The 15,178-nt window shown below is 66.4% G+C and carries 12 protein-coding genes; 10 read left to right on the top strand and 2 right to left on the bottom strand.

Annotated elements, in window-relative coordinates:
- Window positions 1-11: 11 nt before the first annotated feature.
- From LK542_RS03740 to LK542_RS03780, 9 genes are all read left to right on the top strand, one after another.
- Window positions 12-605 carry a hypothetical protein gene (locus tag LK542_RS03740; RefSeq protein ID WP_227801225.1) on the top strand — a complete coding sequence of 198 codons (594 nt, stop codon included), beginning with the start codon at window positions 12-14 and terminating at the stop codon, window positions 603-605.
- Between the two features lie 280 nt (window positions 606-885).
- Entirely contained in the window at window positions 886-3,807 is a 2,922-nt protein-coding gene (locus tag LK542_RS03745) for a monovalent cation/H+ antiporter subunit A (protein WP_227810876.1), read from the top strand.
- On the top strand, window positions 3,807-4,151 hold the full coding sequence (locus tag LK542_RS03750; protein WP_227801227.1) for a Na+/H+ antiporter subunit C: 345 nt from the start codon (window positions 3,807-3,809) through the stop codon (window positions 4,149-4,151). Before LK542_RS03745 ends, LK542_RS03750 begins: the two co-directional genes overlap by 1 nt.
- Window positions 4,148-5,767, top strand: coding sequence for a monovalent cation/H+ antiporter subunit D (locus tag LK542_RS03755; protein WP_227810877.1), 1,620 nt, complete (start codon window positions 4,148-4,150; stop codon window positions 5,765-5,767). The genes LK542_RS03750 and LK542_RS03755 overlap by 4 nt, the downstream gene beginning before the upstream one ends.
- Window positions 5,764-6,282 (top strand): Na+/H+ antiporter subunit E, encoded by a 519-nt coding sequence (locus LK542_RS03760; RefSeq protein WP_227801229.1) that lies wholly within the window; start codon window positions 5,764-5,766, stop codon window positions 6,280-6,282. The genes LK542_RS03755 and LK542_RS03760 overlap by 4 nt, the downstream gene beginning before the upstream one ends.
- Window positions 6,266-6,544 carry a K+/H+ antiporter subunit F gene (locus tag LK542_RS03765; RefSeq protein WP_227801628.1) on the top strand — a complete coding sequence of 93 codons (279 nt, stop codon included), beginning with the start codon at window positions 6,266-6,268 and terminating at the stop codon, window positions 6,542-6,544. The genes LK542_RS03760 and LK542_RS03765 overlap by 17 nt, the downstream gene beginning before the upstream one ends.
- Window positions 6,541-6,936, top strand: coding sequence for a monovalent cation/H(+) antiporter subunit G (mnhG, locus tag LK542_RS03770; RefSeq protein WP_227801230.1), 396 nt, complete (start codon window positions 6,541-6,543; stop codon window positions 6,934-6,936). Before LK542_RS03765 ends, mnhG begins: the two co-directional genes overlap by 4 nt.
- A gap of 193 nt (window positions 6,937-7,129) precedes the next feature.
- Complete coding sequence (locus LK542_RS03775) at window positions 7,130-8,674, top strand: hypothetical protein (protein ID WP_227810878.1); 1,545 nt, start codon at window positions 7,130-7,132, stop codon at window positions 8,672-8,674.
- 422 nt (window positions 8,675-9,096) lie between these two features.
- Complete coding sequence (locus LK542_RS03780; RefSeq protein ID WP_227810879.1) at window positions 9,097-9,618, top strand: DUF1993 family protein; 522 nt, start codon at window positions 9,097-9,099, stop codon at window positions 9,616-9,618.
- 314 nt (window positions 9,619-9,932) lie between these two features.
- Here the strand turns inward: LK542_RS03780 and ssb are convergent, their stop codons facing one another.
- Window positions 9,933-10,433: a single-stranded DNA-binding protein gene (gene ssb / locus LK542_RS03785; protein WP_209589756.1), complete on the bottom strand. Its 501-nt coding sequence runs from the start codon at window positions 10,431-10,433 to the stop codon at window positions 9,933-9,935.
- 451 nt (window positions 10,434-10,884) lie between these two features.
- Here ssb and uvrA point away from each other — a divergent pair, with 451 nt between their 5' ends.
- Entirely contained in the window at window positions 10,885-13,734 is a 2,850-nt protein-coding gene (uvrA, locus tag LK542_RS03790) for an excinuclease ABC subunit UvrA (RefSeq protein WP_227801236.1), read from the top strand.
- A 229-nt stretch (window positions 13,735-13,963) separates the two neighbouring features.
- Here the strand turns inward: uvrA and LK542_RS03795 are convergent, their stop codons facing one another.
- The gene (locus tag LK542_RS03795) at window positions 13,964-15,172 is read right to left on the bottom strand and encodes a cyanophycinase (protein ID WP_227810880.1); all 1,209 of its coding nucleotides are present in this window, start codon (window positions 15,170-15,172) and stop codon (window positions 13,964-13,966) included.
- Window positions 15,173-15,178 lie beyond the last annotated feature (6 nt).

Here is a 15,178-nt window from a genome sequence, read left to right on the forward strand (position 1 = left end):
CAAGGATTGATATGCTTACGAGTATCGGCAGCGCCGCCCTGGCGCAGACCTCTGTAACACAAGCAGGAAAGACCCGGTCCGAAGAAGCTCCAGCTGCGGTCGGGCCGGCCGCCACATCCGTTTCCGCCACTGACAGCGCCGCAACGGAGGCCAGCGTCGAGACGCAGAGCACCCTCTCGAGCGCCACCGCGCGTGTCGGCGACCAGCTACAGGCGCAAGCGGACGCAGCGCGCGTGCGGCACGCCGTGGACGAGACCACGACGCCAGCCGAGGAATCGGTGGGCACCGAAGAATCGGACGGCGCCACGGAAAGCACGACAGCGGCTCCTGCCGGCGTCGCACGGGGTGCTGCACCCGCAGGTGGCAGCACTTCGGCGTCGAGCGAGACCGAATCGGCCGACTACATTGCCGAAGCGGACACGAACTCGGACAAGAAGGTCAGCGACGAGGAACGCGCCGCCTACGAGAAGAAGCTCGAGCAGCAGGCTGAGGCCAGGGCACGGTCGAAGCACCAGGCCGGGCCCACCCAGGACCGTTCGCAGGAAGTCCGTGCGGCGTATTCATCTGCCGCTGAAGCCGAACCAGCCGTGGCGGTCACGGCCTGAACCGGTCCTGTCGTGACGCACTGAGGAACACAGGCGGCGCGCACGCACGGGTACGTTGACTCAGAAGAAACGCGTTGCCGCATTCCATGTAAAAACGCTAAAGTGGACCTATTTGCCACTTCGTTGCCACATGGAGATCTGCGTGAACGACAGCACCGGCCGCGCCCTGCCGCCCAGATGCCTGCTGCCGGCGACCAGCCCGGGAGTCCGCTGCGATACCCTGCCGGCGCGCGACGAAGGCGGTGGCGATGGCTGATTCACCGGCGCGGAGCTGAGCACCATGCTGCTGCTACTGCTCCTGCTTCCGTTCGCCGCGTCCTTCATCGCAGCCTGCATGCCCGTCGGCTCGCGCGACCGCCCGGCGGCCGTCGCCGGCATCGCCACCCTGGCAGCGCTGGCGCTGGCCATCGGCCAGTTCGACCCGATCGCGGACGGCACAGTGCCGGAGGAACGCTACGGCTGGCTGCCCGCCTACGGTCTCGACATCAGCCTGCGCATGGACGGCCTGGCCTGGGTGTTTACCGTCATGGTGCTCGGCATCGGCGTGCTGGTGCTGCTGTACGCGCGCTACTACATGTCGCGCCGCGATCCGGTGGCCCGCTTCTACGCCTACATGATGGCCTTCATGGGCGCGATGCTGGGCGTGGTCCTGTCGGGGAACCTGATCCAGCTGGTGGTGTTCTGGGAGCTGACCAGCGTCACCTCCTTCCTCCTGATCGGCTACTGGCAGGAGCGCAACGATGCCCGCCGAGGCGCGCGCATGGCCTTCACCGTCACCACCATCGGCGGCCTGTGCCTGCTGGCGGGGGTGCTCCTGCTCGGCCACATCGCGGGCAGCTACGAGCTGGAGACCGTGCTGGCCGCCGGCAACCGCATCCGCGCCCACGACTGGTACCTGCCGGCCCTGGTGCTGGTGCTGCTCGGGGCGCTGACCAAGAGCGCGCAGTTCCCCTTCCACTTCTGGCTGCCGCACGCGATGGCGGCCCCGACCCCGGTCTCCGCCTTCCTGCATTCGGCCACCATGGTCAAGGCCGGCGTGTTCCTCCTGATCCGCCTGTGGCCGGCCCTGGCCGGCACCGAGGAGTGGACCTGGATCCTCGGCAGCGCCGGCGTGGCCACCCTGCTGCTCGGCTCCTTCTTTGCGATCTTCCAGGTCGACATGAAAGGCCTGCTGGCCTATTCCACCATCAGCCACCTCGGCCTGATCGTGGTCCTGCTGAGCATCGGCACGCCGCTGTCGGTAGTGGCGGCGATCTTCCACACCATGAACCACGCGGTCTTCAAGGCCTCGCTGTTCATGGCGGTCGGCATCGTCGACCACGAAAGCGGCACGCGCGACATGCGCCAGCTGCGCGGCCTGAAGCGCGCCATGCCGCATACGGCGGCCTTGGCGATCGTGGCCAGCGCCGCGATGGCCGGCGTGCCGCTGATGAATGGCTTCCTGTCCAAGGAGATGTTCTTCGCCGAGACCATGATCGTGGGCGGCACGGAGAACTGGTGGATGTCGGTGGCTGCCGGGCTGATGGGCCTGTTCAGCGTGATCTACTCGCTGCGCTTCATCAGCGTCTTCTTCGGGCCGCTGGCGCACGACCTGCCGGAAGACCCGCACGAGCCGCCGCGCTGGATGCGGGTGCCGATCGAGTGCCTGGTCCTGCTGTGCATCGCGGTGGGCGTGCTGCCCGAGCGCGTGGTGGGCGACGTGCTGGCCGTGGCCGCGCATGCGGTGCTCGGCCCCACCATGCCCGAGTACAGCCTGGCGATCTGGCACGGCGTGAACCTGCCGCTCCTGATGAGCGTGATCGCGCTGGCGGGCGGCGTAATCGCCTACCTGGTCTTGCGCAACTGGTTCGAGCTGGCCCAGCGCGACCGGGTGCCGGTGCTGCACCGCCTGAAGGGCGCGCAGCTGTACGAAAACATCATGCTCGGCCTGGCGCAGGGCGCGGCCTGGCTGCTGCGCTGGACCGGCACCCGGCGCCTGCAGCCGCAGCTGCTGGTGCTGGTGGCGGCGATGGTGGCCGTGCCGCTGCTGCTGGCGCAGCCGGTGCGCGACTTCGCCGCGCCGCAGCTGGCCAATGCCGATCCCCTGTTCGCGCTGCTGTGGCTGATCGGCGCCGGCTGCGCCGTGGCCGCGGCCTGGAAAGCCAAGTACCACCGGCTGGCGGCGCTGGCGCTGGTCGGCGGCACCGGCCTGGCCACCAGCGCCACCTTCCTGTGGCTGTCGGCGCCGGACCTGGCGCTGACCCAGCTGATGGTCGAGACGGTGACCACGGTGCTGATCCTGCTCGGCCTGCGCTGGCTGCCGCCGCGCTTCCCGCCGAAGAACCTGGGACCGCGCATCCCGCCGAGCGCCTGGCTGCGCCGCTCGCGCGACGCGCTGGTGGCTGTCGCCGGCGGCCTCGGGCTGGCCGCGGCCAGCTACGCCGTCCTCACCTCGCCGCAGGAAGGCGCGAGTGCCGGCCTGCGCGACTTCTTCGTGCAGCGCGCCCTGCCCGAGGGCGGCGGCGCGAACGTCGTCAACGTGCTGCTGGTCGACTTCCGCGGCTTCGACACCATGGGCGAGATCACCGTGCTGTCGGCGGTGGCGCTCACGGTCTACGCCCTGCTGCGGCGCTTCCGCCCGGCGCCGGAAAGCATCGCGATTCCGGTCCAGCAGGCCAGCGACGTCGACCCGGCGGTGGGCCAGAAGCCGGGGCAGCAGGCGCGCGACGGCTACCTGATGGTGCAGGCGGTCTACCTGCGCTTCCTGCTACCGGTGATGGGCGTCATCGCCGTCTATTTCTTCATGCGCGGGCACAACCTGCCGGGCGGCGGCTTCGTGGCCGGCCTGATCTTCGCCACCGCCCTGATCGTGCAGTACATGGTGGCCGGCACCGACTGGGTCGAGTCGCACCTGCGCCTGCGCCCGCACCGCTGGATCGGCTGGGGCCTGGCCATCGCCTGCGCCACCGGCATCGGCGCCTGGCTGCTCGGCTACCCCTTCCTGACCAGCCACACGGCCCACGTCACGCTGCCGCTGCTGGGCGAGCTGCACCTGCCCTCGGCCTTCGTGTTCGACCTCGGCGTGTTCCTGGTGGTGGTCGGCACCACCATGCTGATCCTGGTGGCGCTGGCGCACCAGTCGCTGCGCAGCCGGCGCACGCCGCCCACCGCTACCCGCGCCGCCGCACTGGCCGCCATGCCCCCGCCCAAGGAGATCCAGTAATGGAAACCGTGCTGTCGCTCGCCATCGGCATCGTGTTCGGCTCCGGCATCTGGCTGGTGCTGCGCCCGCGCAGCTTCCAGGTGCTGACCGGGCTGATGCTGATGTCGTATGCCGTCAACCTCTTCATCTTCGCGATGGGACGCCTGAGCATCGACCAGCCGCCGCTGACGCCGCCCGGCACCGTGCCCGACCCGGTGCTTCTCGCCGACCCGGTGCCGCAGGCGCTGGTGCTGACCGCCATCGTGATTGGCTTCGCCACCACCGCCCTGTACCTGGTGGTGATGATCGGCGCGCGCGGCCTGAGCGGCACCGACCACGTGGACGGGGAGGAACCCGAGGCATGACGCTCGACTGGACCGGCCACCTGGTGATCGTCCCGGTGCTGCTGCCGCTGCTGTGCGGGGCGCTGCTGGTGCCGCTGACGGAAGGGCGGCACCGGCTGAAGTTCGCGGCCGGCTACCTGTCCGTGCTCGGCCTGCTGGCCAATGCGCTGGCGCTGGTGCTGCTCACCGACAATCGTTGGCCCGGCGGCGTTCAGCCCTATTTCGCCGCCAACTGGGCCGCGCCCTTCGGCATCTCGCTGGTGGCCGACCGCTTATCAAGCCTGATGCTGGTGCTCACCGCGCTGCTGGCCCTGGCCGCCCTGCACTACGCCCAGCCGCGCTGGAGCCGCATCGGCGTGCATTTCCATTCGCTGTTCCAGTTCCTGCTCATGGGGATCAATGGCGCCTTCCTGACCCACGACCTGTTCAACCTGTTCGTGTTCTTCGAAGTGATGCTGGCGGCCTCCTACGGCCTGGTCCTGCACGGCTACAACGTGGCGCGCCTGCGCGCCAGCATGCAGTACATCGCGGTGAACCTGCTCGCGGCCCTGCTGTTCCTGATCGGGGTGGCGCTGATCTACGCCACCACCGGCACCCTCAACATGGCCGACCTGGCCGGGCGCATTCCGCACCTGGCGCCGGAGGCCCTGGGCCTGCTGAAGGCCGGGGTGGCGGTGCTGGCACTGGCCTTCCTGGGCAAGGGCGCGATGTGGCCGCTCGGCTTCTGGCTGCCGACCACCTACGACGCCGCCTCGCCGCCGGTGGCGGCGATGCTGGTCCTGATGACCAAGGTCGGCGCCTACGTGGTGCTGCGCATCTGGCTGTTGGTGTTCTCGGACAGTGCCGGCGAGGCCGCGCGCTTCGGCTACGACGCCCTGCTGTGGGGCGGCATGGCGACCATCGTCTTTGGCGCGGCGGGCATGCTGGCCACCGACGGCGTCGGGCGCATGGCCGGCTACGCCGCCATCGTCTCCTCGGGCACGCTGCTGGCCGTGATCGGCTATGGCCAGCAGCCGCTGGTCGCCGCTGGCCTGTACTACTTCATCGCCTCCACCATCGCGATCGCCGCCTTCGTGCTCCTGATCGAGCTGGTCGACCGCATCCGCACGCCCGGCGCCGCGATGCTGGCGCTGACCATGGAAGCCTATGCGGTCGAAGACATGCCCGCCGAGCCGAAAGGACGCGGGCTGCCGGCCGCGATGGCCTTCCTGTCGCTCGCCTTTGCCGCCTGCGCCCTGATGATCGCCGGCCTGCCGCCGCTGTCGGGCTTTGTCGCCAAGTTCGGGATGTTCCATGCGCTGGTCAACCCGGGGCCCGGACTGCCCCCGATCGGCGCGCGCGGCTGGGCCTTGATGGCGCTGGTGATCGCTTCCGGCCTGGTCGCCATCGTGTCGCTGATGCGCTTCGGCGTGCGCACCTTCTGGGCGGCGGAGACGATCGGCCCGCCGCGCCTGCACGCCGCCGAGGCGCTGCCGGTGGCGGCGCTGCTGCTGGTCTCGGTGCTGCTGACGGTGCAGGCGCAGCCGGTGATCGCGTATCTGGCGCGCGCCAGCGCCGACCTGCACCAGCCCGGACTGTACATCGAGCGCGTGCTCGGCACGGCGCCGGTGCCGGGGCCGGCGGGAGGCAGGCCATGACGCCCTGGCTGCCCTATCCCATCGTGTCGCTGTCGCTGTGCGCGCTGTGGCTGCTGCTGAACCAGACCCTGGACCCGGCCAACCTGCTGTTCGGCGCCCTGCTCGGCATCGCCGTGCCGCTGCTGACGCGCCGGCTGCAACCCTTCGGCTACCCGCGCCTGCGCGCGCCGCTCACCTTCCTGCGCCTGATGGGCATGGCCTTCGTCGAGATCGTGCGCTCATGCTTCAACGTGTCGCGCATCATCCTGCTGCGCGACTACCGGACCGTGAATGCCCAGTTCATCCGCGTGCCGCTCACGATCCGCGATCCCTACGGCCTGGCGATGCTGTCCTGCCTGATCAACATGACGCCGGGGACGGTGTGGGTCGAGATACTGCCGGAGACATACGAACTGTCGCTGCACGTGTTCGACCTGCACGACCAGCAGTGGTGGATCGACACCATCAAGGGACGCTACGAGCGCCCGCTGATCGAGATCTTTGAATCGGAGACGAATGATGCAAACCCTGCTTGAACTGGCGATCGGCTACGCCCTGGTGTGCGTACTGGTGGCGATGGGCCTGTGCGCCTTGCGGCTGCTGGTGGGCCCGTCGGCGCACGACCGGGTGCTGGCGCTCGACACGCTGTGGATGTCCGGCATGCTGCTGGCCCTTGTGCTGGGCGTGCGCTTCGGCACCCAGGTGTATTTCGAGGTGGCGATCCTGATCGCGCTGGTCGGCTTCGTGTCAACCGTGGCGATGGCGAAGTTCCTGATGCGCGGGGAGATCATCGAATGAGCGGCATCGAGCACATCCCCGCCTGGGCGGCGCTGCCGGTGGCCGTGCTGCTGGTGCTGGGCGCCAGCATCGTCCTGGTCGGCGCCCTCGGGCTGCTGCGCCTGCCGACCTTCTACCAGCGCATCCATGGCCCCGCGCTCACGGTGACGCTCGGCGCCGGCTGCCTGCTGCTGGCCTCGATGGTCTACTTCACGGCGGCGCAGTCGCGCCCGGTCATCCACGAGATCATCATCGCCGTGTTCATCCTGATGACGGCGCCGGTGGTGTCGATGACGATCATGCGCGCGGCCGTGTACCGCGACCTGCGGGCACGCAAGCATGAAGCCGGGGCCACGGCGGGCGATGTGTATGTCATTCCCGAAGAGTCCGACAAGGGTATTCCGGGTCAGTAGCGCCACCGGGGCATCGTCCTGTTCGATGTGCAATGCGATTCTTGCGGGCAGTATTGCCGCCGTGCAGCCGGGGATGCGTCAATATTGATCGGGACTTTGGTTCCGCTGTCGGCTTGAGCTGAGCCCATGCCGGCGTCGGGAGCCGCGCCTACAGTGAGGTCTGGCGCTTTCCAACCTCCTGACCAAGGCTCCCATGACATCCATTCCCAGCATCAAGGCCCGCCTGCAGTGGGCCAGCCTGTTCGTGCCTGCCGCCATCGCCTTCCACGCCGGCGCCGCTCCCGCCCCAGGCGCGCCGGCAGAGGCGGCGCATTATGCGCGTCCACTCGAATACAGCGTCATCAATCTCGGCCGCGATGCCGGCTCGGCGGTCCTGAACGGGCGCGGCCAGGCCGCCTTTACCAGCGTGCTGCTCGACGACCGGCAGCACGGGTTTTTCGACGGCAGGCGAATCCATGCGGTAGGGCTGGCGGGCGGATCGTACAGCTACGTCAACGCCCTGAACGACCACGGGGTCGTCGTGGGCGAACTCCAGACCGCGACTGGGGACTACCGCGCGTTCGCCTGGACCGCCGCGCGCGGCCTTCGCGTCCTGCCGCGCAACAACGCCGTGTCCGGTCCCGCCAGCGGCGCCGCGCTTGCCATCAACAACCGCAACCAGATCGTAGGCAGGATCCGCTCGGCGGTGGGGATCTACCCGCTTGCCGCGCGCTGGAATCCCGATGGCAGCCTTGCCCACCTGGCGCCGCAGACGGCCCGGACCGCGCGCGCGGTCGCCATCAACGACAGCGGCATGGCGGTCGGCGAAGCCGAGGTCACCTGGCACGACAACCACGCCATCGTGTGGAACCCGGACGGCACGGCGATCGACCTGGGCACCTTCGGCGGCGACTTCTCGACCGCTACGCAAGTCAATGCCGGCGGCCAGGTGCTCGGCCACTACTACAAGGGCGGCAACAAGTTCGGCTTCCTGTGGAGCCGCAGATACGGCATGGTGCCGGTCGGCCCGACCACCGGCTTCGTCAACTTCACCGCGCTCAACGACGCGGGCGAGGTCGCGGGAAGCAACATGACAATCCTCGACAGCGCGCCGAGCCTGCAGCGGCCCTTCATCTGGTCGTGGCGCGCCGGCGTGCGCTCCCTGCCCATGGGCGGTGCGCCGCACGGCGAAGTGCTGGCCCTGAACAACCAGCGTGAAATGGTCGGTCTCATCGACCCTACGCCCAACGACGGCGACAGCGGCAGCCGGCGCGCCACCTACTGGAACGGCGTAGCCAGCCCGATCGACCTGAACACCCGGCTCTATCGGGCGCCGGCCGGCCTGGTGCTGTACGTGGCGCGGGCGATCAACGACGGCGGCACCATCCTGGCCGACTCCAACGCCGGGCTGGTCATGTTGCGCCCGGGGCGGGAAGGAACGCCCGCGCCGGTGCTGGGGCCGATATTCGGCGGGGCCGCCGACGGCGTGGTCGCGCTGGGCGCCACGGTCGACTTCACGGTCCCGTTTGTCGACAGCGCTGTCGCCGAGTCGCACCTGGCCTCAGCAAGCGTCAGCGACGGCTGCCCGCAACCGGTTCCCAGCCTGCGCGAGCGGCGCGGCCAGGGCGACGTCAGCGTGCGCCATACCTTCTGCCGACCGGGTTACGCCTCGCTCAAGATCAGGGTGACGGACCGGGCCGGCAATGCCACGCAGGTGGAGCGCCTGCTGCTGGTTGCCGATCCGTCGGCGAAACGCTGAGCTCGATAGATATGTCAAAAACCCATTCTGACGAATGGGTTTTTTATTCGACCTGTTGCCGAACCGTCAGTCGAATGATCGTCGCGGCAGCGGTAATTTCATTACGGTTTGCAGGCGAACCGGCGCGGCTCATATTTTCCTAGTCGGGCGGGTGGAATGCCAGAACCGACAGGTGAGGCTGGAGGATCTTTCCGATATAGTAGCGCTGAAAATGACAGCGTCAGTCCGATGTCCCTCGCTGTTGCGCATCGCAGCAGATCGACTACGTCGTGGTGCGCTCCGAGAAGGGAAGGGCGTGACGGATAGCAGAACAAACATCGTCTCCTGACGTGCGGTGCTGGCCGCAAGCGCCGGCTGGAATCTGCAACAAATCCTGATGGCCCTCGCTATTGAGAAGAGAATGATGGTATGGGAATAACATTATGGTAACGCCAACCCGGCTCTTTCTTCATTACCTTGACAGATTAAGAGATCTTCTGAAGCGGATCGAAGTATTTGGGACCGATATTTCTGGCAAGCGCTTGCACCCGGATATGCTCCCGCTACTGCAGCAGGCAAAGACCGCGATCGGATTTGCCCTGCGCACCAGCTGTCCGCTGGCCGGGCGGGAAATCGTTTCGTTCAGCAACGACGAGTACACGCTGCAGAGCGTATTCGTGGAACTCGATTTGACGACGCGGTATCTGTCGACTATTCCGGATACTGATTTCGGCGATTTCGACGCGTTGAAGGTTGGCACAGCTGCGGGCTTCGCCGACCTGAATATGCCGGCTTGGGACTACTATCTGATGTATGCCGTTCCTAACTTTTTCTTTCACTACTCGATGGTTTACGCGATTGCCCGTCAAGCCGGTGTTCCTATCGGAAAAGCGGATTTCGACGGATACCACAAATATCCGCCAGGATTTTCCTTCACCGAGGAATGCGATCCGAGCGAGGCGTAATAGCGACCGGCCGGGTTAATCCCACAGCCGTTCAGGCGGACTTGCGCTGTCCACAGCGCCTCATTTGGTCGACCTGAAGGACATTGGGCGCACTATCAACTTTCATTTGACCTCGCGACCAAGAAACTCGGCGCGTCCAAGCGCCAGCATGCGCTTGCCAAAGCGGTCATGTACGGGCTGGTAACATCCTTCGCATAAAGTGCAATGTCTTCGTCAACACGGCAGGACGTCCCCCTCCTGGGACATCAACCCAACAAATAAAAAAGCGGAGCTACATCGATAGCTCCGCTTTAGTTGTCGACGTTTTTTCGAACTTAGAACGGGATGTCGTCATCCATGTCCGAGAAGTTCGGCGCCGGACGCTGCGGCTGCGGACGGGCTGCCGGTGCAGGCGGAGCCTGGCGCGGGGCCGGGCGCTGCTGCGGCTCGTAGCCGCCGTCATCCATGCCGCCGCCCATGCTGTCGCCACCACCCATGCCCTGGCGGCCGCCCAGCATCTGCATGTTCTCGGCGATGATGTCGGTCGCGTAGCGCTCGATGCCGTCCTTGTCGGTGTACTTGCGGGTCTGCAGGCGGCCTTCGACGTAGACCGAGGAGCCCTTCTTGAGGTACTGGCCCACGATCTCGGCCAGGCGGCCGAAGAACGAAATGCGGTGCCATTCGGTCAGCTCTTTCTGTTCGCCGGTCTGGCGGTCCTTCGACTTGTACGAGGTAGCGACCGCGATGTTCGCGATCGCGTCGCCGCTCGGCATGTAGCGGATTTCCGGGTCGCGGCCCAGGTTGCCGACGATGATGACCTTGTTGACTGATGCCATGTTGATACTCCAGTGAGTTTTGTAGAGCCCTGACTCTGCGTAGATACTCAACGTCAGGGAACGTATGCTGCAGCCAACTATTATGGGGCCGAAAGGCAGAGAAAAAAAGCACATTTTGCGTTCCTGCCCACGCGTCCGTTTGCGCCAGATGGAGCCGGAAAATCCTGGGTTTGACCCGCCGTTCTTCAAAAATTCCGGGTATCTGAACGCTTTGTCATTGAACTGCGGCGGAAACGGCCCACATACGGCACACCTCGCTGCGTTCCTGCCATGTACACGGTTCTAGATTGCTATCGAAACGTGTCCTTGCGGCACAAAAGTGCTGGATGCATGTACAGCACTTCGAAAAACCAGCTACACTACTAGGTTCTCCCCCATTGGCCCGCTCACCGCGACAGTCCCTTCGTGCGCCGGCCCTGCAAACTTTTACTGAAAGCCTGCAAAAAGACTAATGGAAGAAATTCGAATCCGCGGCGCACGCACGCACAACCTGAAGAACATCAACCTCGACCTTCCGCGCAACAAGCTGATTGTCATCACGGGCCTCTCGGGTTCGGGCAAGTCCTCGCTCGCCTTCGATACCCTCTACGCCGAAGGCCAGCGCCGCTACGTCGAATCGCTGTCGGCCTATGCGCGCCAGTTCCTGCAGCTGATGGAAAAGCCGGACGTCGACCTGATCGAAGGCCTGTCGCCGGCGATCTCGATTGAGCAGAAAGCCACGTCGCACAACCCGCGTTCGACCGTCGGCACCGTCACCGAGATCCACGACTACCTGCGCCTGCTGTACGCGCGCGTCGGCACGCCCTACTGCCCGCAGCACCCGCATGAGCCGCTGGCCGCGCAGACCGTGTCGCAGATGGTCGACGCCGTCCTCGCCATGCCGGAAGGTACCAAGCTGATGATCCTGGCGCCGGTGGTGGCCAACCGCAAGGGCGAGCACACCGACCTGTTCCAGGCCATGCAGGCCCAGGGCTTCGTGCGCTTTCGCGTCGCCAGCGGCGTGAATGCGGCGAAGATCCACGAGATCGACGAGCTGCCCAAGCTGAAGAAGACCGAGAAGCACACGATCGACGTCGTGATCGACCGCGTCAAGGTGAACCCGGAGATCAAGCAGCGCCTGGCCGAAAGCTTCGAGACCGCGCTGCGCCTGGCCGACGGCCGCGCCGTGGCCTACGAGATGGACACCGAAAAGGAAACCGTCTTCTCGAACAAGTTCGCCTGCAATGTCTGCGGCTACTCGCTGCAGGAGCTCGAGCCGCGCCTGTTCTCGTTCAATAACCCGATGGGCGCCTGCCAGGAATGCGATGGCCTGGGCCACATCGAGTTCTTCGACCCGAAGCGCATCGTCGCCTTCCCGCACCTGTCGCTGGCCTCCGGCGCCGTGAAGGGCTGGGACCGCCGCAACCAGTTCTACTACCAGATGCTGCAAAGCCTGGCGGCCTACTACGACTTCGACCTCGACAAGCCCTTCGAGACCCTGCCGAAGTCGGCCCAGGACGCCGTGCTGCACGGTTCGGGCAAGACCGCGATCCCGTTCAGCTACGTCAACGAGCGTGGCCGCACCGTGATCCGCGAGCACACTTTCGAAGGCGTAGTGAACAACCTGCAGCGGCGCTACCGCGAGACCGACTCGATGGCGGTCAAGGAAGAACTGGCCAAGTTCATCAACGAGAAGAAGTGCCCGGTGTGCGACGGCGCGCGCCTGCGCACGGAAGCACGCTTCGTCAAGATCGGACAGGGAGCGCAGCAGCGCGCCATCTATGAAGTCTCGGACAAGCCCCTGCGCGACACCCTGGCCTTCTTCGAGACGCTGGAACTGACGGGCGCCAAGCGCGACATCGCCGAGCGCGTGATCAAGGAAATCACGGCGCGCCTGAAGTTCCTGAACAACGTCGGCCTGGACTACCTGTCGCTCGACCGCAGCGCCGATACCCTGTCCGGCGGCGAAGCCCAGCGCATCCGCCTGGCCTCGCAGATCGGTTCCGGCCTGACCGGCGTGATGTACGTGCTGGACGAGCCCTCGATTGGCCTGCACCAGCGCGACAACGACCGCCTGATCGCGACGCTCAAACATTTGCGTGACATCGGTAACTCCGTGCTGGTGGTGGAGCACGACGAGGATGCGATCCGCACCGCCGACTACATCGTCGACATGGGTCCGGGCGCCGGCGTGCACGGCGGCGCGGTGATCGCGGCCGGCTCGCTGCCGGAGATCATGCAGAGCGAGCATTCGCTGACCGCCCAGTACCTCGACGGCCGCCGCAAGATCCAGGTGCCGAAAAAGCGTACCAAGGCCGATCCTGCGCGCCAGCTGGTGATCACCGGCGCGCGCGGCAACAACCTGAAGAACGTGTCGCTCACGCTGCCGGTGGGCCTGCTGACCTGCGTCACCGGCGTCTCGGGCTCCGGCAAGTCGACGCTGATCAACGACACCCTGTACCCGGCCCTGTCGCGCCACCTGTACGGTTCGCAGACCGAGCCGGCCGACCACGATGCGATCCACGGCCTGGAGCACTTCGACAAGGTGATCTCGGTCGACCAGGCGCCGATTGGCCGCACCCCGCGTTCGAACCCGGCGACCTATACCGGCGTGTTCACCCCGATCCGGGACCTGTTCGCGACCGTGCCGACCGCGAAGGAACGCGGCTACTCGGCGGGCCGCTTCTCGTTCAACGTCAAGGGCGGACGCTGCGAAGCCTGCCAGGGCGACGGCGTGATCAAGGTCGAGATGCACTTCCTGCCGGACGTGTACGTGCCTTGCGACGTCTGCCACGGCAAGCGCTACAACCGCGAGACGCTCGAGGTGCAGTACAAGGGCAAGAACATCACCGAAGTACTGGAGATGACGGTCGAGGACGCGCACGAGTTCTTCAAGCCGGTGCCGGTCATCGCGCGCAAGCTCCAGACCCTGCTGGATGTCGGCCTCGGCTACATCAAGCTGGGCCAGAGCGCGACCACGCTGTCGGGCGGCGAGGCGCAGCGCGTGAAGCTGTCGCTGGAACTGTCCAAGCGCGATACCGGACGTACCCTGTACATCCTGGACGAACCGACCACCGGCCTGCACTTCGCCGACATCGACCTGCTGCTGAAGGTGATCCACCGCCTGCGCGACCAGGGCAACACCCTGGCGATCATCGAGCACAACCTGGATGTGATCAAGACCGCGGACTGGATCGTCGACCTGGGGCCGGAAGGCGGCGCGGGCGGCGGCACCATCGTTGCGAGCGGTACGCCGGAAGAGGTGGCGAAGAACAAGGCGAGCGTGACGGGCAAGTATCTCAAGCCCTTGTTGAAGGCTTGAGCAGTTGGTATCGTTTGACCGTGACCACCAGCCCGAAATCCGTCGTACCGGCGAAGGCCGGTACCCAATTTGCGCGCAGTCCACTAGCAATTGATGCTGGTGGAACGCGACGAACTTGGGCTCCGGCCTTCGCCGGAGGTCATGGGCGCCAGTGGCGCGCATGACGCTTCGAGGCCGGAGGTACTAAAGACAAAAGGGGCAGCGCCGCAAGGTTCTGCCCCTTTCTTTATTACTCCACGGTGTAGAGCGGCTGCTGCATTTTCACCGGCCGCACATCCATCCTGATCCGGTAGATCGACCACGCATCCTCGCGGTTGGTCACAAACTCCTTGCTGTCCGGTGCACGCGAGAAGCTGAACTCGAACCCGCGCTCCGGTGAGCGGCTGGTCGGCCCTTCGAAGGCCAGCCCGGTGGCGCGTTCCAGGTTGCTGTCGACAAGCTTCTCGAGCAGGTTGACCACCGAGGTATTCCCCAGGATGTCGGTGTAGAACAGCGCCTCGCGGTACTCGCGCATGTTGCGGTCGACCGGCTCCTTGCCCGGCCCCGGCACGTAGGTCCGGTTCACCAGGTGGAAGCGGTCGCCGTTGTCGACGTAGCTGATGCGGGCGTTCGACAGGTTGAAGACCGGCTGGGTCTTGTTGGTCGTCGCTTCGAACAGGTCCAGCACCAGCGCGCCGGTGTAGCCGATCACCGTCACTTCGCGGTTCGGTCCGACCACGGCGGCCGTGTTCTCGTCGATTCCCAGCCCCAGCTTGTAACCCTTGCTCAGCATGGCCGGCAGCATGCGCGCGAAGCGTCCACGCACCAGCAGGTGCTGGTCGATGAACACGTCGTCGCCGATGAAACCGAGGCCCGGCGCGATGTCCTTGCCGTCCACCACGCCGTGCTTGAGGATCGGGATCACGTCCAGCGGCGGATCGTAGAACATGGTGCTGCTCATGATGGCGGCGCCGGCGCTGGTGCCGGCGATCACGCCGCCGCGCCGGTACATGGCCCACAGGGCGTCCAGCACCGCGCTGTTGCTGCCGTCCGGCCGCCGCAGCGAGCCCGTGATGCGGGCCTGGTCGCCGCCGGTAAAGAAAGCGCCGCCGGCGCCGCGCACCACGTCCACGATTGCCGGGTCGTCGGCCGCCCTGCGCACGTCGCTACCCGCCAGGCGCGGCGCCAGCGGCACCAGGAAGGCCTGGGCGCCGTGGCGGTTCAGGTTGGCCACCGCCATGCCCCCTTCGCGCGTGGGGTTCTCGGCGGCCGTGGCGAACACCGCGATGCGCGCGCCCCTGCCGCCGGCCAGGGCCACGATCTTCTCCCACACCGCAGCGTTCTCGGCGCGCAGGCCGCCGCCGATGATGACCAGCGATCCCTTCGGCACCTCGGCGGCCGCGGCGCCGGTGATGCCGGCGCCAGCCAGCGCCAGTGCCAGGCACAGGCTCTTCAGCATATGCTC

This window comes from Massilia sp. IC2-477, assembly GCF_020707265.1.
Lineage (GTDB): Bacteria > Pseudomonadota > Gammaproteobacteria > Burkholderiales > Burkholderiaceae_D > Telluria.